Source organism: Enterococcus sp. HY326, assembly GCF_026157065.1.
Classification (GTDB): Bacteria; Bacillota; Bacilli; order Lactobacillales; family Enterococcaceae; genus HY326.
The window spans coordinates 17,533-35,470 of the sequence record NZ_JANLGQ010000009.1; the positions used below are offsets into that span (position 1 = coordinate 17,533).

19 protein-coding genes are annotated in these 17,938 nt (G+C 39.1%); 9 read left to right on the forward strand and 10 right to left on the reverse strand.

Translation table 11 applies throughout. The features are described from left to right. The first annotated feature begins 16 nt into the window (after positions 1–16). Together ORH16_RS17195 and ORH16_RS17200 are read left to right on the forward strand one after the other, a co-directional pair. A complete protein-coding gene (locus ORH16_RS17195) occupies positions 17–1,291 on the forward strand; it encodes a GHKL domain-containing protein (RefSeq protein WP_265460132.1) in 1,275 nt (424 codons plus the stop codon). 667 nt (positions 1,292–1,958) lie between these two features. Then, positions 1,959–2,939 (forward strand): tRNA dihydrouridine synthase, encoded by a 981-nt coding sequence (locus ORH16_RS17200; protein ID WP_265460133.1) that lies wholly within the window; start codon positions 1,959–1,961, stop codon positions 2,937–2,939. Positions 2,940–3,015: 76 nt separating this feature from the next. On the opposite strand, the gene ORH16_RS17205 is transcribed toward ORH16_RS17200, so the two are convergent. Then, positions 3,016–3,789 (reverse strand): MerR family transcriptional regulator, encoded by a 774-nt coding sequence (locus ORH16_RS17205; RefSeq protein ID WP_265460134.1) that lies wholly within the window; start codon positions 3,787–3,789, stop codon positions 3,016–3,018. Positions 3,790–4,014: 225 nt separating this feature from the next. On the opposite strand from ORH16_RS17205, the gene ORH16_RS17210 reads away from it, so the two are divergent. The 3 genes from ORH16_RS17210 (at position 4,015) to ORH16_RS17220 (ending at position 8,176) form a co-directional block, all read left to right on the forward strand. Next, positions 4,015–5,781, forward strand: coding sequence for an ABC transporter ATP-binding protein (locus ORH16_RS17210; protein ID WP_265460135.1), 1,767 nt, complete (start codon positions 4,015–4,017; stop codon positions 5,779–5,781). Continuing rightward, a complete protein-coding gene (locus ORH16_RS17215) occupies positions 5,771–7,591 on the forward strand; it encodes an ABC transporter ATP-binding protein (protein ID WP_265460136.1) in 1,821 nt (606 codons plus the stop codon). Before ORH16_RS17210 ends, ORH16_RS17215 begins: the two co-directional genes overlap by 11 nt. 201 nt (positions 7,592–7,792) lie before the next feature. Continuing rightward, positions 7,793–8,176, forward strand: coding sequence for an MmcQ/YjbR family DNA-binding protein (locus ORH16_RS17220; protein ID WP_265460137.1), 384 nt, complete (start codon positions 7,793–7,795; stop codon positions 8,174–8,176). Positions 8,177–8,216: 40 nt separating this feature from the next. Here ORH16_RS17220 and ORH16_RS17225 read toward each other — a convergent pair whose 3' ends face one another. From ORH16_RS17225 to ORH16_RS17255, 7 genes are all read right to left on the reverse strand, one after another. Further along, positions 8,217–8,687, reverse strand: a complete 471-nt coding sequence (locus ORH16_RS17225) for an N-acetylmuramoyl-L-alanine amidase (protein WP_265460138.1) — start codon at positions 8,685–8,687, stop codon at positions 8,217–8,219. A 77-nt stretch (positions 8,688–8,764) separates the two neighbouring features. Continuing rightward, complete coding sequence (trmD, locus tag ORH16_RS17230; protein ID WP_265460139.1) at positions 8,765–9,502, reverse strand: tRNA (guanosine(37)-N1)-methyltransferase TrmD; 738 nt, start codon at positions 9,500–9,502, stop codon at positions 8,765–8,767. Continuing rightward, positions 9,492–10,016, reverse strand: coding sequence for a ribosome maturation factor RimM (rimM, locus tag ORH16_RS17235; protein WP_265460140.1), 525 nt, complete (start codon positions 10,014–10,016; stop codon positions 9,492–9,494). The genes trmD and rimM overlap by 11 nt, the downstream gene beginning before the upstream one ends. A gap of 212 nt (positions 10,017–10,228) precedes the next feature. Further along, positions 10,229–11,002, reverse strand: a complete 774-nt coding sequence (locus ORH16_RS17240; RefSeq protein WP_265460141.1) for a hypothetical protein — start codon at positions 11,000–11,002, stop codon at positions 10,229–10,231. A gap of 137 nt (positions 11,003–11,139) precedes the next feature. Next, on the reverse strand, positions 11,140–11,385 hold the full coding sequence (locus ORH16_RS17245) for a KH domain-containing protein (protein ID WP_265460142.1): 246 nt from the start codon (positions 11,383–11,385) through the stop codon (positions 11,140–11,142). Between the two features lie 11 nt (positions 11,386–11,396). Further along, on the reverse strand, positions 11,397–11,672 hold the full coding sequence (rpsP, locus tag ORH16_RS17250) for a 30S ribosomal protein S16 (protein WP_265460143.1): 276 nt from the start codon (positions 11,670–11,672) through the stop codon (positions 11,397–11,399). A 203-nt stretch (positions 11,673–11,875) separates the two neighbouring features. Then, entirely contained in the window at positions 11,876–12,703 is an 828-nt protein-coding gene (locus tag ORH16_RS17255) for a GNAT family N-acetyltransferase (protein ID WP_265460144.1), read from the reverse strand. Positions 12,704–12,911: 208 nt separating this feature from the next. Between ORH16_RS17255 and ORH16_RS17260 the strand changes: the two genes are divergently transcribed. Further along, entirely contained in the window at positions 12,912–13,466 is a 555-nt protein-coding gene (locus ORH16_RS17260; protein WP_265460145.1) for an NADPH-dependent FMN reductase, read from the forward strand. Positions 13,467–13,622: 156 nt separating this feature from the next. On the opposite strand, the gene ORH16_RS17265 is transcribed toward ORH16_RS17260, so the two are convergent. Next, positions 13,623–14,603: a dipeptidase gene (locus ORH16_RS17265; protein WP_265460146.1), complete on the reverse strand. Its 981-nt coding sequence runs from the start codon at positions 14,601–14,603 to the stop codon at positions 13,623–13,625. A gap of 118 nt (positions 14,604–14,721) precedes the next feature. Continuing rightward, positions 14,722–15,276: a DNA-3-methyladenine glycosylase I gene (locus tag ORH16_RS17270; protein WP_265460147.1), complete on the reverse strand. Its 555-nt coding sequence runs from the start codon at positions 15,274–15,276 to the stop codon at positions 14,722–14,724. Between the two features lie 138 nt (positions 15,277–15,414). On the opposite strand from ORH16_RS17270, the gene ORH16_RS17275 reads away from it, so the two are divergent. From ORH16_RS17275 to ORH16_RS17285, 3 genes are read left to right on the forward strand one after another with little or no spacing between them, the layout of a single operon-like run. After that, a complete protein-coding gene (locus ORH16_RS17275; RefSeq protein WP_265460148.1) occupies positions 15,415–15,807 on the forward strand; it encodes a GntR family transcriptional regulator in 393 nt (130 codons plus the stop codon). Beyond that, positions 15,797–16,684 carry an ATP-binding cassette domain-containing protein gene (locus ORH16_RS17280; protein WP_265460149.1) on the forward strand — a complete coding sequence of 296 codons (888 nt, stop codon included), beginning with the start codon at positions 15,797–15,799 and terminating at the stop codon, positions 16,682–16,684. The genes ORH16_RS17275 and ORH16_RS17280 overlap by 11 nt, the downstream gene beginning before the upstream one ends. Positions 16,685–16,695: 11 nt before the next feature. Continuing rightward, entirely contained in the window at positions 16,696–17,910 is a 1,215-nt protein-coding gene (locus ORH16_RS17285) for a hypothetical protein (protein WP_265460150.1), read from the forward strand. Positions 17,911–17,938: the final 28 nt, after the last annotated feature.

Below are 17,938 nucleotides of genomic sequence, written 5' to 3' on the forward strand. Positions count from 1 at the left end.
AGAGGCAGTTCACACAATGGATTATCCAAATTTATTCAGATTAATGATTGTGAGCCACCTTTGGCTGCTCCTCCAGTGCGATCACGAGAGACTGCTACCTAAGAAAAAAACAGCAATCTTAGCGGTAATGCTCGCTGTTGTCTTTTTGACTTCATTTATATCCATTTTTCTCAGCTTACTAGTGTTATATTTATATTTTATTTTAAAATTTTATTTAATTCGGACTTCCTTTAATACTTGGCTCGTGTCCGCATATTCTTCCCTTAGAAGTGGCCTAATCTACTCTATCGTCTGGTTAGTCACCTACAGCATTTCAAGAATCTTCTTTGGTAGCAACATTCACGACGGGGATACCCACTGGCCTATATTTATCCCCCTCCATCTAGTATTACTAGTTCTACTAACCCTGATTTCTAATAAGGTTCACAAAAAATATCAACTAACCCAACGATTTATTGCAATAAAAAAAAAGTATCTCCAATACTCGATTATTAGTAGTGTTGCTTATGTGACTCTTTTTGCGATTAACCAGTATTATATTTATCGAATGACGTTTTCTGCAATCGTCTTGAGTTTTGCATTGATGATTGTCACTGCTCTACTTTTGACAGCTTTTACAATAGTGTTTACAACTTTTTCTACCAACGACCCAAAGAGTGATTATCTCGATAGCTCGATTGTCTCGATAAATAAAAGCTATAGCGAATTACAGAATTTTCGCCATGACTACAAAAATATCTTGATTAGCTTGTCTCAATATCTAGAAAATGATGATTTGGAAAGTGCCAAAGATTATCTGGCTAAAATCGTTGTCTATTCCAATAAAATAATTGATTCTAAATATTACTCCGTTATGAATCTAAATAATTATCCATTGCAAGCTTTAATTATTTCTTTTATCAATCGCTTAGAGTTGGTCAAAGAGGTATCAGAATTAAACTTGAAAATTGAAAAAATTAATCAAGAATTTACTGTTGAAGTAATTGATCTTGTAAGATGCTTATCCATTCTTTTGGATAATGCCTACGAAGCTATCCAACCAAATGGGTATACAGCTATCTGGCTAAAAATTTTTCGTAGTAAAAATGTGATAGTTTTTGAGGTCAAAAATACAATTCACGAAAAAGTATCCCTTGAAAAAATTTTTAGGAAAAATTTTACGACGAAAATCAATCACAGTGGTCGAGGGCTCTACTCCTTAAATCATATTATTGCAGACTACACTAATCTAGATTTTAAAATAGAAATCTCTGCTGATACTTTTTCTGCTAAAATTATTATGTCAGTTTAACTCAGCTAGCTTTTAGTTACCATTTATATTGAAAAGCCGGCTTACATAAAATTGTATCGGATGAACGGAACAAGCCTATTAAAATGTATACAATACCTGTGTTGATAGAATTTTCTTGATTTTTGATTTTGCTGGCGGACCGAAGCGGCAAACTGGGGGTTTTAGGTATCTTGGTTACCCTTTTAATTAACCCAAATAATTATGAATTACGCTATGGCAAGAAAATCAAAAGAGCTTTAAAATTATTTACCTGCAAGACGTGCTACTGAACTTTTTTTGTAGCTGTTATATCACCTAGATTATCACCCATAATCTCAGCAATCAGCTGTTGAGAATAATTTTGGAATTAAGTCTGCCCAGCTACTTTTTTATTATCATCTGGCTCTATGTCAGAGTTTTGGTTCCCAAAGTCATTCATCCTTATAATAAATCTGAGAGAGTAAAAATGCTTCTCCCGAAAAATTAAGGTGCAAACGCCGAGCTGCTTTTAAAAAAAGTGAAACTTTGTCAGACTAAAAAATCTCCTTTAATTTTTATCTAGACTTCTTTAATTATCTAGCTTTAAAAATTTTTCGCTACTGATTAACCAGAAACTTTGCTTCTTTCAATTTTTCCTAGTACAATAGCTATGTTTTGAAGGAATCCGTGTACTGAAAGGAAGTCAATCATGTTAAAAAATTTCTGGGCTGATTTGCCGAAGCCCTTTTTCATCTTAGCTCCAATGGAAGATGTCACAGATGTTGTCTTTCGCCATGTTGTCAAAACGGCGGGGGCACCGGATGTTTTCTTTACGGAGTTTACTAATTCTGATAGCTTTTGCCACCCTGAAGGCATCGACAGCGTGCGGGGCCGTTTAGTTTTTACTGAGGATGAACAGCCGATAGTAGCTCATATATGGGGAGACAAACCAGAGTTTTTCAAAGAAATGAGTATCAGTTTAGCCGAGATGGGGTTTCAGGGAATTGATTTAAATATGGGTTGTCCGGTTCCTAACGTTGCCGAACGGGGCAAAGGCAGCGGTTTGATTTTGCGGCCTGAGGTGGCGGCTGAATTAATTCAAGCTGCAAAAGCTGGTGGGCTGCCAGTCAGCGTTAAAACCCGCATTGGCTTTGAACAAACTGCTGAACTGGAGCCTTGGATTACCCATCTGCTGCAACAAGATATTGCGAATCTTTCCGTTCATTTAAGAACGAGAAAAGAAATGAGTAAAGCAGCCGCCCATTTTGAATTTATTCCCAAAATTCTCGAGCTTAGAGATAAAATCGCTCCGCAAACGTTGATTACAATTAACGGCGATATTTTAGATCGGCAAATGGGCCTAGCCTTCGCTGCAGAATATGGTGTTGATGGTATAATGATTGGCCGGGGAATTTTTAAAAATCCCTACGCTTTTGAAAAAGAACCACAAGAGCACACTCCTGCTGAATTAATTGGGCTGTTAGAGCTACAGCTGGATTTACAAGATCACTATGCACAACTAGTTCCCCGTTCAATTGTGGGCCTGCATCGCTTTTTCAAAATCTATGTCAAAGGCTTTGCCGGCGCCAACGATTTACGGGTTCAATTAATGAATACTAAATCAACTGATCAGGTTCGTGAGATTTTAGCCGCTTTCCGTCATAGCAATCCAGAAATCTTCGTTCAATAAACTAAGGTTGTTCTGAGTTTCCTCCACCACTAAAGAATTTGCTTCTTTAGATTAGTAGGAAAACTCAGAACAACCTTTATTTTTCCTCTTTTACCTCAACCCATAATTTATAAAATTCTTGCTTACCGAGTTTTGCATCCTCTACCGCCGCAAATAAATACCGCCCAAAAATTGTTGTCCCAATCTGATAGCCCATTTTTTTAATAGCCATTAGCTGGCTGTCTAAATCCGTTTGCGCTACCTGCATATCTGTCATCGTCAATAAACAAGTGACAAATGTTTTAGCGGCTGCTTCCTGACTAGTTAAAATCACCCGTTGCGCCTCATCATTTTTTAGACTGTGAACGACACTACCGGAAAAAAAGGCTTGTTTGTCTGACTTAAAATAGATTGCCGAATTATAAGAATCCTCAATAAAGAGCTGGGTACCTTCAATTTCACTGACAGCAGAATCAATCAGATACTGAATATCTGATTTCTCCAATTGGTATTGATGGTCTCTTAGGTAATTGTATTTTTCAATGTGTTGCATATTCGTATCAATTTTCATAACAGTTTTTTCAAGATTTTGAATTTCTGTCAGCAGGTCCTCACGTTTTTTTTGCAGAACTTCCTTCATATTTGCTGAGCTCATCTGGTCGATTTTCCTTAACTGTTCAATTGCAATCCCTAACTTGCGATAAAAAACAATGTCACCAATCTCCAATAAATCTTTAATTGTGTATTGCCGATAGCGACTGGAGGCATCTCGAGTGGAGCTTATCAAGCCCTCCGATTCCCAATATCTTAAAGAAGATTTTGCGACATTAAAAATTTTTGCAACATCATCAATCGAAAAAATTTCCTGCATCTCAGTCCTCCTAAATTTTTTAAAAAAAGCCTTGACATTAAAGCTACTTTAAAGTTTAGACTAGAGCTACTGGAAAGTAAAGACCTTCCAGAAAAATTTCATTTTTTGATTTTCAAACCTGTTGCTGGCTGCTAGTTCTAAAAGTGGTTCGCTAGTATTTTACTCGAATGAAGATCAAGCTATTTTTTTGCAGTGACTTTACTGCAAATCAATCAGGAGGATATCATGTATTTATTAAAAGAGTTTTCTAAAAAGAATAAGGGCTTATTGGCAATCAGTATTTTCTTTATCACCATCACCACCTTTGCGACACTCATTATTCCCTTTTTAGTCGCCCATATGATTAACGAAGGAATTTTGTTAAAAGATGCTGGAATGGTTACAAAAGTCAGTATTCAGATGGTCTTTATCTTGATTTTGGGAACTTTAGCGGGTATTTTAGGCAGCTATTTTTCAGCAGACTTTTCGGCAAAATTTGCCAAAGAAAATCGCCAACAGCTGAGCCGCAGCATCCAAAAATTATCGATTAAACAAGTCGATGATGTGGGCGTCGCCTCATTGGTCACTAGAATGACCAATGACAATGTCAATGCTCAGCAAATTATTTTGACCTTTTTGCAGCTGATTTTACCGAGCCCGATTATGTCGATTTTTTCTTTGATTTTAACGATTCAAATCAATCCGTTGCTTGCGCTGATTCCGCTTTTTTCAATTGTAATTTTTGGAGCGGCGATTTATGTCACTATGAGCCGTTCGGTAGAAAATATCATCCAGATTCAAATTAAAATTGACCGAATGACGTTAGTTCTAAGGGAATTTTTCACCGGTGTTCGAATTATTCGGGCCTTTGACAATTCCCATAAAGAGCAAGAACGTTCAAATAAAACCTTTGAAAGTTATACCGATAATAATATTGCGATAAACAAGCACTTCGCTATATTAACACCTTTAGCTTTTTCTTTGATGGTAATTGTCATGGCTTTAATTATTTGGTTTGGCTCACAGCTAGTCTCACAAAACGCTTTAGCAGTCGGCAGTATCACAGCACTAGTCGAATATACCGTCACGACAATTTCGACCTTGATTACTTCGGCTTTAGTATTGTTCCAGTTTCCAAAAGGGATTGCTTCAATTAAACGTATCAGTGAAATAATCACTATGGAAAGCAGCATTTCAGATCAAAAAGATCAAGCAGATGGCGTCAAAAAATTAGCCAAAACAGCAGGCGTTTCAATTCAACAATTAGAGTTTAAGCAGGTTGATTTTCGTTATACCGGCGCTGAAGAGAGCGTCTTGACGGATATTAATTTTTCGATTCGCGCTGGCGAAACGCTAGCGATTGTCGGCGGCACGGGTTCCGGCAAAAGCTCTCTTTTAAAAGTTTTGTTACGTTTAGAGGACACTACCGGCGGTGAAATTTTAGTCAATAATATCAACACCCGCAAACTGCCTTTAAAGGAACTACGAAAAAAAATTGCCTATATTCCGCAAAAGGCTTTCTTATTTAGCGGCACCATCAAGGACAGTTTACAGTTTTCGAATCAAGACTTAGCGATGGATAAAATTATTGAGGTAGCTAAAGTGGCGCAAGCCCATGATTTTATCACTTCGCCGGCTGAACAATTCAATGCTCCGGTAGCCCAAGGCGGCACCAATTTTTCTGGCGGTCAAAAACAACGGCTAGCAATTGCCCGGGGTTTAGCAAAAGAAGCGGATATTTATATTTTTGATGATAGCTTTTCAGCCTTGGATTATGAAACAGATGCCAAACTGCGTCATCAACTGAAATCCTATTTAAAAAATAAGATAGCGATTATCGTGGCTCAACGCTTAAGCACAATTGCCGCTGCCGATAAAATTGTCGTCTTAAATGAAGGTCAGATTGTCGGAGTTGGCCAGCACAAACAATTGCTTCACGAAAATAAATACTATCGTGAACTCGCCTTAACCCAAGGCTTGATTACTGATGGAGGAAAGAAAAATGTTGTTTAATAAACGAAAAAAAATTCCCAAAACTGCCTTAGCGGATACCCCTAAAGATACGAAGCGGGCCGTGTTGTTGTTCTGGAAACTTTTAATGGAAGAAAAAGTTAAGGTTGTAACGGTCTTTTTCTCAAATGTCATTTCCACGATTCTCTATATGCTAGTGCCATGGATTGCGGCGATTTTAATTGATAAAGTGATTGCCGTGATAAGTGACGGCAGCATTTCAAATAAGTGGGCCGCCATTCAAATGGAGATTATCAGTGGCATTATCGCTTTGGCAGTCATTGGTCTTTTAGTTTTTATCATGAACTATTTCCAAGAATACGTGATTGCCAGCGTCTCAGAGAATCTCAGCCTCTCGTTACGGAAAAAGCTGACGGAAAAAATGACGAAGCTACCGATGAATTTTTATGATACAACCCAGGTCGGTGAGCTTTTAAGTAAAGCCACCACGGATATTGATAAAATTTCTGATATGATTGTCACTGGCTTTAATCAGATGGTCTATTCAGTCGTCTGTATTCTCCTAGGAATTGGAATTCTCTTTACAATTCGGGTGGATATGACCTTTGTGATTTTAGCCGTTTTAATTTTAGGCGGCGTGGGTACGGCGATTATTTCAAAAATTAATAATGAGCTTTTTGAAAAGCATATGGCTACTCTGAGCGCATTAAGCTCTACCACAGAAGAAACACTGGCAGGAAATCTGGTGGTCAAGGTCTACGGTCAAGAGGAACGTTTTATCCAAACGATTGACCAAGACATTGAAGCCCAGTATCAAGCCAACAAATTTTCTCAGTTTGTTGTTTACTCGATTTATCCAGCTATCCGTTTTATCAATCAAATCGCCTTTATTCTGGCGGCCTTAATCGGTGCTAATTTAGCCATTCAAGGAATTTTGACGGTGGGCTTGGTGCAGGCTTTCCTGCAATATGTCACTCAAATTTCCGAACCGATTACAAACTCTTCTTATATGATCAATTCATTTCAAGGAGCGCTAGTCGCAACCGAAAGAATTTATCAAATCTTGGATTTACCAGAGGAAGTGCAAGTTAGCGATGACGAATTAATCACCTTAGATCAACCAAAGGGCGCCATTCAATTCGACCATGTTTCCTTTAGTTATACAAAGGAAAAACCTTTAATGAAAGATGTCAATGTAGCCATTAAAGAAAAACAAATGGTGGCAATTGTCGGTCCTACCGGTGCCGGCAAGACGACACTTGTTAATTTGCTAATGCGTTTTTATGATGTCAATGCCGGACAGATTACCTTTGATGGCCAGCCGATTACCAAGCTCTCCCGAAAAGCGTTACGCCGCAATTTCGGCATGGTGCTACAGGACACTTGGCTCTTTCATGGCACAGTTGCCGAAAATATTGCTTACGGCAATCCCAAGGCAACACAAAATGAAATCGAAGCTGCTGCAAAATTGGCCCGCTGTCATTCCGTTATCAAAAAGTTACCAGAAGGCTATCAAACAATCATTTCAAGTGAAGGTAGCACCTTATCACAAGGTGAGCAGCAATTAATTACCATTGCTCGGGCCATTTTAACTGATCCCCGCGTAATGATTTTAGATGAGGCCACCTCAAGTATTGATACGAAGACTGAAAAAGATATTCAAACGGCGATGAATCAAGTGATGCAGGGCCGGACGAGCTTCGTGATTGCCCATCGCTTGTCGACGATTAAAAATGCTGATTTGATTCTCGTGATGGATAAAGGCAACATCATCGAACACGGAACCCACAGCCAATTGCTCGGTCAGCCTTCTCTGTACGCCCGTCTTTATAATAGCCAGTTCCAAGCCTAATTAAATTACAAAAAAATAGCCGCTGATTTTCAGAACAATTCTAAAAAATCAGCGGCTATTACTGGTAAACATAGGGATTCGATTGAGAACGGAAATTGATTTCTCGAAAAAAATGCAGTTGCAAAAAAATTTCTATACAAAATACACTTGCAGCTTAACTTTTTTCATTATATTCTTGAAGAAAAGCTAAGGAGTATTGAGATGGAGACACAGCTGATTACAAAAAGAATTGAACATTTTAAAGACTATGGCAATTCTCTAAAAGGAGCTAAGGTTTATTTCCGTGAGGACTGGGGTACGATTTATTTTGATTTATTAGGTAAGCAGTTTGGCATGATGAGCCCAGAAGCTAGTGCTGAGAGCTTGATTACCTTAAAAAATCTTCCTGAAAAAAATGAAGAGCTGCGGGAAATATATCCAGACATCATCATCCCAGGATATTATGCTAATAAAAAACATTGGAACTCGATTCGCTTAGCGGCTCCTGAAATTTCTGATGAGATGATTGAAACGATGATTAAAACCTCTTATGATTTGGTCTTCGCTAAACTAACGAAGGCTCAGAAGACAGAATTAGCTAGTTAATATCCGTGCCGGCATTTTAAAAAAATGCCGGTATTTTTTATTACAGCCCCACCTGCTGACGAATTTCTGCCAATCTGGGATAAAGAGATGGCCCCGGGCAGGCGGTCTCATTTCCCGGCGCATCGCAATGGCCTTCAATTATTTTAATATCATAACGAGTCTGGATATCTTGAATTAATTTTACCAGACTAGCGACTGTCGCATCAGACACTAACCAATCAGGTTCACCGCTGACATTGCAGCACTCGATACCAATCGAGCGGCTATTTTCATCTTTTGCGTGCCATGCACGTTTTTCTTCGTCTACGTAGGCCCGGATTTCGCCAGCCGGGCCGATGCCATAATGAGCGGATGCTTCTCGTTCACGCCAGACATCCGGTACACCATCAAAATCGGTCATCGCCATATGATGAACGACAATCGTGTCAACCACGGTTCCATCACGACTCCCCCAACGGACAACGCCCCAATTTTCAAATTGATATTTTTCTGCTAATGAACTGACTGCCATGTTTAATTGCCTCCTTTTATAAAAAAAGACTCAGCACGTAGCTGAGCCTTGAGAAATAGCTTTTTTAAAATTTTGCTTCAGGCTTCTTCTTTTTTTATTTCAGCCAACAATTTTTCCATTTCATCCGTTAGTGTCAGCTTAGCCAGCATATCCGGGCGCCGCAAGTACGTCCGCCGCAACGATTCTTTTAGCTGCCACTTCGCAATTAATTGATGATTGCCGTTGGTTAAAACGGCCGGCACTTCCATGTCGTTAAAGACTGCTGGGCGAGTATACTGCGGGTGTTCTAAAAGTCCAGTAGAATAAGAATCGGTTTGCGCCGATGTTTGATTGCCTAAAACCTCTGGTAATAAGCGTACTGTAGCATCAATCATCACCATCGCACCTAACTCTCCGCCGGTCAAGACATAATCTCCTAAAGAAACCTCATCTGTCACCAGACTGCGGATACGCTCATCGTAGCCTTCATAATGGCCGCAGATAAAAATCAAATGCTCTTCATTTGAAAATTCCTCCGCCATTTTTTGATCGAACTGTTTCCCCGCTGGATCGAGTAAAATCACCCGCTTTTTGGTTGTGGGATTTTCTTTTTGAATGGCCGTTAAGTTATCATAGATTGGCTGCACTTTTAATAGCATGCCGGCACCGCCGCCGTAAGGATAATCATCGACTGCCTGATGTTTATTGTCAGAGAACTCTCTGAAATTAGACACTTTAATCTCCAATAAATCTTTTTCAACGGCCTTGCCGATAATCGATTCGCCTAGTGGCCCTTCAAACATTCGGGGAAATAAAGTTAGCACATCAATCTTCATCGTCTAATAATCCTTCAGGTATGTCCACTTCAACTTCACCGGCTGCTAAATCAACTTTTTTAACAACTGATTCGATATAAGGAATCAGTGCATCCTTTTTCTTCGGTCGCTGTACGACCCACACATCATTGGCGCCTGGAGATAAAATTTCTTTAATTTTGCCGATTTCTTGGCCTTGACCATCCACGACTTTTAAGCCAATAATCTCGTGGTAATAAAATTCATTATCCTCCAACTCACCCATATCAGTGGCAGCCACTTTTAGAATACCATCACGATATTTTTCCACATCATTAATAGTCGGATGGCCTTCAAAACTTAAGATATCGAAATTTTTATGCTTGCGGTGACTTTTCACCGTTAATTCAAGTGGTGCCTTCTTTTCTTGAAACAAGGTTAAAACAGCGCCCTTTTGGTAGCGTTTCTCAGGAAAATCTGTTTGGGAAATCACCCGCACTTCTCCTTTGATGCCTTGTGTATTGACAATTTTTCCAACATTATAATAGTCCGTCATAAGCTTCCTCGCTTCTTTTATTATCTGCTATATTTTAGCAGAATTGAGCGGAGAATTCTAGCTTGAGTAAGAAAGCGACTTTTACCATCTCTCAATAAAAAATTTTGATAAACCCACACAGTTTTTAATTATTTTTCTGAAGAAGTAAAATGAAATCTTAGCAACAGAATGATTTAAAGAATTATTTCCTAAAAAAATTGCTACACTAGAATTTAATTTGCCATGGAAACAGCCATCTTCAAGCCATTTAAGTAATTGAAATTTTCAATTGTATAGACTACTGTTCCCTCCTGCCAGCTGATTGCCGTCATCGTGTAATCAGACACTGCCATATCAATTGTCACTTGGCCGTCGGTGTCGGGAGCCGGCAGCAAGGCTGTCTCAAGATAATTGACGATTTCTTTGGCGATTGGTACAGGATCTTGATTGGCATTATTGTTGGCTCGGATATTAAATGACCAGTTACCTTCATCCCAAGCTAAATAAGTTGAACCAGCTGCTCCTTCTAAAAAGCCGGTAATGTTGGACCCCAAATCAACTTGGCTCGCCCCGTCAGCTGGAATTTTACTGACTGCCGCTTGAGCCTCGGCGGTTGTGGAAAAATTATCCTGTTTGAAGGCCGCAAGAGGCTGGGCATCATTTAAATGATGATCATTCAACACATAGGCTTGTGGCAATTGATAATATAACACTGAGACATGATTTGCTTCAATATCCGCTGCGATATTTAAAAAATTGGTGCTATCATAGGGAATATCTGTTGGAAATAATTGGCTGGGGTATTGCTGTTGCAATTCCGCCAGTGCCGACGTGTCTTCTGCCACTGTATTTTCACTAGAGCTTGAGATTGTCGTAGAGTCATTGGTTGATGTTGAACTAATTTCGTTGCTGACACTTGCTTCTTCGGTTGTTGCTGTCTCTTGATTATTTTCGGTTGAACAGCCTGCCAATAAAACCAGTCCACAGAGTAAAACAATTTTTTTCATATGACTTACCTCCTGAACTTTTATAATACGCTTCATTTTTCAAGTTACCAAAAAAATCGCTTGCATTTTTTTCAGCAGTCTTCTTATCAACAGCATAAAAAAACACCTGACTGTCTAAACAATCAGGTGTTTTGATATTAGGATTTATCTACAATATTTAGTCGAACTCTCTTGGGGCCATTGGTGCGAACCGAATAAACAATAGTCCGGATTGCCTTGGCAACTCGACCTTGTTTTCCAATCACACGACCAATATCTTCAGGATCTACAGAAAGATTATACTCATAAAAGTCATCTGATTCTGTAACTTCTAAATGAACCCGATCAGGATGAGTGACTAATGGTTGAACGATTGTTAAGACTAATTCTCGCAAATCTTTCATTGAGACTCACCTTATTTCTTTGTAAATTTAGCTTCATGGTGTTTTTGCATTACGCCTTCAGTTGAAAGCAAATTGCGAACTGTATCAGAAGGTTGCGCACCTTTAGATAACCATTCTAAAACTAAATCTTCTTTTAAAACTACTTCTGCAGGGTTTTTCAAAGGGTTGTAAGTACCTACAGTTTCGATGAAACGTCCATCACGAGGAGAACGAGAATCTGCTACGACGATACGGTAAAAAGGTTTCTTTTTAGAACCCATACGTTTTAAACGAATTTTAACTGCCATTTTTTAATTACACCTCCATTAACTTAATCACAAAAGCTAGTTTAACAGGTTTCTACGACCTTGTAAAGAGTTTTTTCTTGACACCTCAAAATTAATTCAAAAAACTCTCAAAAAGCAGCCGCCTATGCTAAAATAAAAGCACCTTGGCAGGGGCAACTCCTCAAGTCCGAGGAGTACCTTTGAGTAGTTTGCTGATTAGCAGACTACTCTTTTTTGAAATAATTAAACTGAGCTATTTCACGAAAGCCTAAGCTTTGATATAGATGTTTAGCTGAACCATTATCTTTTTCCACTTCTAAATAAAGGGGCAGCTGATATTTTTTCAAGCGATTTATCATTGCCGCTAAAAATAAGCGGCCGAGGCCTTGTCCTCGCACCTCTTCTTTGACGACTACCCCATAAATTCCTAGCCGCTCTTTTCCATGGTCGACCCGCATTGACGCTAAAACCTGCCCGTCTTTTTTCAAAAGAAAGGTTCTTAAGATATCCGCTTCAGAAAAAATATTTTCTGCTGTTTCAGCTTCTGGCTGCCAAAATTTTAAAATGGTTAAATCATCTGCAAGAGTGGCCGGGACGATTTCATACTCTTGCGGCAATTTCGTTTCAGTAAAGGCCGCCGATTTTTCGATATCTAAAATCATTGCCAATTCTGTGAAGGCATATTTAAAGCCTGTTTGGCGGATAACTTGCTCTTGTTGGACATCCTTTGCCTCGACAATCACAAGAATACTTTTAATCATCGGTGACTGACAAGCCGCTAAAACCGCTGTTAATAATTTTTCAATAATCGATTCATCATTAATTGTAACTAGTGTGATTTCACTTTCACTGGGATCAAACTGGCTTAAAACACCCAATCCGACAATTTCTCCGGCAGCTTCTGCCACGAAATAGGTGTACTGCTCACTTTCTCCTACAGCTAATTCTTCTAATTTATATTCTTGTTGAGCTGCTTGTTTCATCTTATTAATAAACTGGGTCAGCTTTTGCTGCTGGGTGATTGTTAAGTCAGCAATTTTTTTAATCTCCAAATTTTTTCTCTCCTCGCTAGTTTTATCAAAATCTTTTTTACTTATTTTCCCCACACTAAACGCTGTTAAATCAGTATTTTCAAATTTATTTCTCCTTCGAAATAAATTTCCTTACTTTTTGTAAGTCGTTTTGTTTGAATTATTTCCGAATCTTTTTTATTATAGGTTCATAGCAAAACAACAAACAAAAAACAGGGGGAACTTACTCATGACAAAAAAAATTGGATTCTTTATCGGTAGCTTAAGAAAAGACTCATACAACAAAAAGGTTGGCGAAACAATTGCTAGTCTTTTACCAGCAGGATACGAAGCTGAATTTATCGAAATCGGCGACCTGCCATTTTACAATGAAGACCTTGACACTGACGGCAATGTGCCAGCAGCTTGGACTCGTTTCCGTAATGAAGTGAAAGGCTTGGATGGCTTTGTTTTCGTAACACCTGAATATAACCGTTCAGTACCAGCGGCTTTGAAAAACGCTCTTGATGTTGGTTCTCGCCCTTATGGCCAAAGCGTTTGGGATGGCAAACCAGGTTTAGTTGTCACTGTATCACCAGGTGCAATCGCTGGATTCGGTGCTAACCACCACTTGCGTCAATCATTAGTCTTCTTGAACGTACCTACTTTGCAACAACCTGAAGCTTACATCGGCGGCATCCACACTTTAATCGGTGAAGATGGCGAAATCGTTGCAGATACAAAAGGTTTCTTACAAACAATCGTAGATGCGTTTGTACCATTCTTTGAAGCAAATTCAAAATAATACCGATAAGCAAACCATTTTTCAAAAATAATCGAGAGGGTTCATCAGCGTTAGTTGATGAACCCTCTTTTTGTTGTCAGAAATTATAGTAAGGTCTTGACTGCGCACGCTACCAGTAAAATTTTTTGTCTTTTCTATAACTCACACAGCTACTATTTATTTTAAAACATCTTGATACAAGCGCAAAACATTTTTTGAAAATACTTTTTCAATTTCTCCATCAGAATAACCGGCCTGTGACAGTTTTAACGCTAATTGCGGCAAATAGCTAGCGTCCTTGAGATCCGAGTTTAAGCGAATTCCATCAAAATCCGAACCTAAGCCGACGCAGTCGATACCGCCGACATTTTTCAAATACGAAATATGCTCGACTAATTTAGTCAGCAAATGTGTTTGGTCATCTGCTGCCCGTAAAAATTTTTCATAATAATTCATGCCGATAACCCCGCCACGATTGGCAATTGCTTTGATTAAGTCATCCGGCAAATTGCGGTAATGATTTTTTACTTGGCGGCCATTGGAATGGCTGGCGACAAAAGGTCCTTTGGTGGTGGCCAGCACATCTTTCACCAATTGATCTGAGCCGTGGGAAACATCGACAATCATCCCCAACTCTGCCATCCGCTCTACAATCCCAAAGCCGGCTTTAGTTAAGCCTGCTTGCTCTAGTGTTACGATTTGCTCTGCTTCATCAGCATAAATTGCATTGGGATAGCCGATTTCATTTTTAAAATTCCATGTTAATGTCAGCATCCGCACCCCTGCTTGATAAAATTCCTCCAATTTAGAAATTTCTCCCTGCAAAGGCGCTCCCTCCTCCATAGTCAGCATGCTGCTGATAAAGCCCTGCTGTTGATTGTCCAGAATTTCCGCAACCGTCGTGACCGGTCTTAGCCAGTCTTGATTTAAAGATAGTTCCTCTTGATAGCAGGCAATCATTTCCTTAGCTGTTTGATAGGGATTTTTGGCGGTTTCAAGATCTACATAAATCGCAAAATTTTGAACCAGATAATCCCCTGCTAATAATTTTTGCCGGTCAATTTGAAAATCATTTTCCCGCAGTCCTTGGTAATGACCATCCAAATGGCTCTGATAGATTTTTAAAATGGTATCACAATGCATATCCGCAACTTTCATAACAGCACTCCTTTGAAATTCAATAAACTTATCATACCACTTTTTATTCACTAGACAATCCTACTGGTCAGTTAAAAAAGAAGGACTAGCTTATGCTGCCCTTCTTGCATTCAACAGATTAGTCTTGGTGATAACGAAAACAGCTTTGCAGATGGTCGTTGACGATGCCCACGGCTTGTAAAAAAGCATAAATCGTCGTAGAGCCGACAAATTTAAACCCACGTTTTTTTAAATCCTTGGCAATCTGATCAGATAACGGCGTATTCGCCGGAACTTCCGCCAATGTCTGATAGTCACCATAGATGACTTGATTATCAGTAAAGTGCCACAGATAGTCACTCAAACTGATTTCCTTTTGCAGCTCTAAAACTTTTTGAGCGTTGTTGATGGCCGCCTCAATCTTACGACGATTGCGGATAATGCCGGGATTGTCCAGCAGCTCTAAAATTTTTTCCTCATCGTAATTAGCCACTGTTTCAATATCAAAATTGTCATAGGCCGCATCGAAATTTTCCATTTTATTTAAAATCGTCTGCCAGCTTAGTCCCGCCTGATTGATGTCTAACATTAATTTACGAAAAAGATTTTGGTCATCGTAAACCGGCACTCCCCAGACCGTATCATGATACTCCTGCATTTTTTGATTGGCATCTGCCCAACCGCATCGGGTCATCTCCATCACCTCGTATATTTTCTTTTTGTTTTCTCTAGTGTAGCAAAACTTTTCAAAAAAAACTTTACAAAATTCAGTGTACTATTTATACTAGTACACAAGAAACAGTTGCTTTTTAAATTTAGAAAGGAGCTTCTAATGGTTTCAATAAATAAGAATAGTAGCAAACCCTACTATGAACAATTAATGCTGAGTATCAAGGAAGATATTTTGCAGGGGATTTTACAGGCTGGCGACCGCTTACCTTCTGTGCGGGAACTGGCAGCTCAATTAATGATGAATCCCAACACAATTAGTAAAGCATATAAATTACTGGAGGGGGAACAAGTCTTGACCACTGTGAAGGGTAAAGGAACTTACGTCAATAATCTTGACGATATTCAACGGGATGAATACAAGGTGTCCCAATTAAAAAAGCGTTTCAACGATTTAGTAATTGAAGCCGGTCATCTCTTGGTCTCCCAAGATGAAATCATCGACTGGCTGCAGGAATCAGAAAAAAGTCTGGGGGGTGCTCTCCATGAAGATTGAACACCTGACTAAAAAAATTGATGACCAAGTCGTCCTAGATAATATTTCGGTTGACTTGACTCCTGGTGAAATCATCGGCTTAATCGGCCGTAACGGTTCGGGGAAAACGACAATGTTTCGCACGCTAGCCGGCCATTATTTAGCAGATGGCGGCGAAGTTTTGCTGGAAGGAGAAGATTTATTAACAGCTCCTCACCTGCAGGAACGACTTTTTTATTTGGATGAACAATATCATTTCTTAAACCATTATTCCTTGATAAAAATTGGTCGCTTTTACCAGACAGTCTATCAGGAATTTGATTTTGATTTCTTTTTAAATCTGCTGCAAAAGCAACAATTACCATTGCGGAAAAATTATCGTTCCTTATCCAAGGGGATGCAAGGCCTCTTCAATATTATTTTAGCGCTGGCTTCCAATGCGCCGTATCTATTCTTGGACGAACCCTTTGATGGCTTAGATGTAATTGTCAAAAAGAACGTGATTCGGTTACTGTTGGAAAATATGGGGGCTGCCCATCGGACAGTTTTGATTTCTTCTCATAATTTAAATGAGCTAGAAAGCCTGATTGACCGAGCATTGCTGTTAAAAGACAATCAAATCGTCCAGGATTATCGGTTGGAAACGATTCGTCAGCAATCTCGCAAGTTGCAGCTAGTCTTTCAGAAAAAACAAGTCCCAGAGCTGGTGAAGGCCAATAGTAAGGTCGTAAACATTCAAGGACGCGTGATCACGGCAGTCTTTGAAAATTATACGCCAGAATTAGAAGCGCAAATCAAACAATTAGAGCCAATCGTTTTTGAAGAGCTGCCTTTAAGTTTAGAGGATTTATTTGAAGCCAATCTCAGTCGGGAAGCTGATTACCAACTATTTATGTAAAGGAGCAGAAGATGGATAAAAAAGTTTTTGCGCTGATGAAACAGCGCTACGGGAAATTTGTACTGATTGCAGCCTTGCTGATTGTTCTATTTTATATATTTTCAGCAACAAATTTTATTGGCAACTGGCAATCTAATCACGAGTATTATTTTTCAAAGGATTTTAGTGAGTACTATCAACCTAATGATAATATTGAAACCTCCTTTGATGAGCAGGGAAATATCCTCTCAGAAGAACCTACATCTTTGGAGGATTATCGCGACCAGCAGCTTTATGTTTTTGCAAGAGGCAATGGCTATAGCTATAGTGAGGGACTCTATGAAAGAGACTATCGGGCAAGCGGAGAATATTATTACAATTCATTTCGCCCTCTTGAATTAAATGGGATGATTTTTCTAGCCTTAGGTTTCTTATTATTCTTTGTGGATTTAAAAACATCTTTCAATACCTTTCTATTTTCCAGCGGCATTTCCCGCAAAAAAATCTTTATGGGAAAATTACTGACAGTTGCACTACCAATTTTGATTGTTTTTATTATGGCAACTTTAATCCAATTGGCCATAATCAGTCTGAATATTCCGGACCCGTATTTTAATAGTGAACTTGGGCCGCTGCTTTCCAGCTTGATTAGCACTTGGGCGCTAGCCTTCCTCAACTTGATAATGGGGATTTTTATTGGGATTTTAACCGGCAATTTAATTTTAGGACCTTTGACAGTGCTGGTATACGGCACGATGTTTTTAGGAATCCCTGAGCTGCTTAATAATCTACAGCTTTTAATTTACGGGGTTACCGAAGTGATACCGATTGATTTTTCAAGTTATTTCAATTTCGGTCTGGCTAAACAAACGAATCCAGTCCTGTTACCAGTGGTGTTAATCCTACTCGGTTGTTTATTTATCTTTTTAGCTGTCAAAGCCTTCCAAAAAGTGTCCTTAGAAAACAATGGTCATTTTCTGTTAGTGCCTAAATGGCGGTTGCCGATTTTTATTTTTATGGCTCTCTATGCAAATCTAATTGTGAGTTTCTTAGTATCACCACCATTGTTGAATTATCAATATACCGTAGCATTTTATGAGCCCAATGCCTCGTTGTTACCGTATGTGGTGCAGCTGATCATTCAACTAGTCATCGTCACTTTAATTTGTGGACTTTTAGTATACTCAGATACCCTCATTCAACGCCTGCAGGAGCGGCGGGAGAAAAAAATTGCTAAGCTAGGTTAAGCGGGCTTTCTCTGTTGATTATTATACT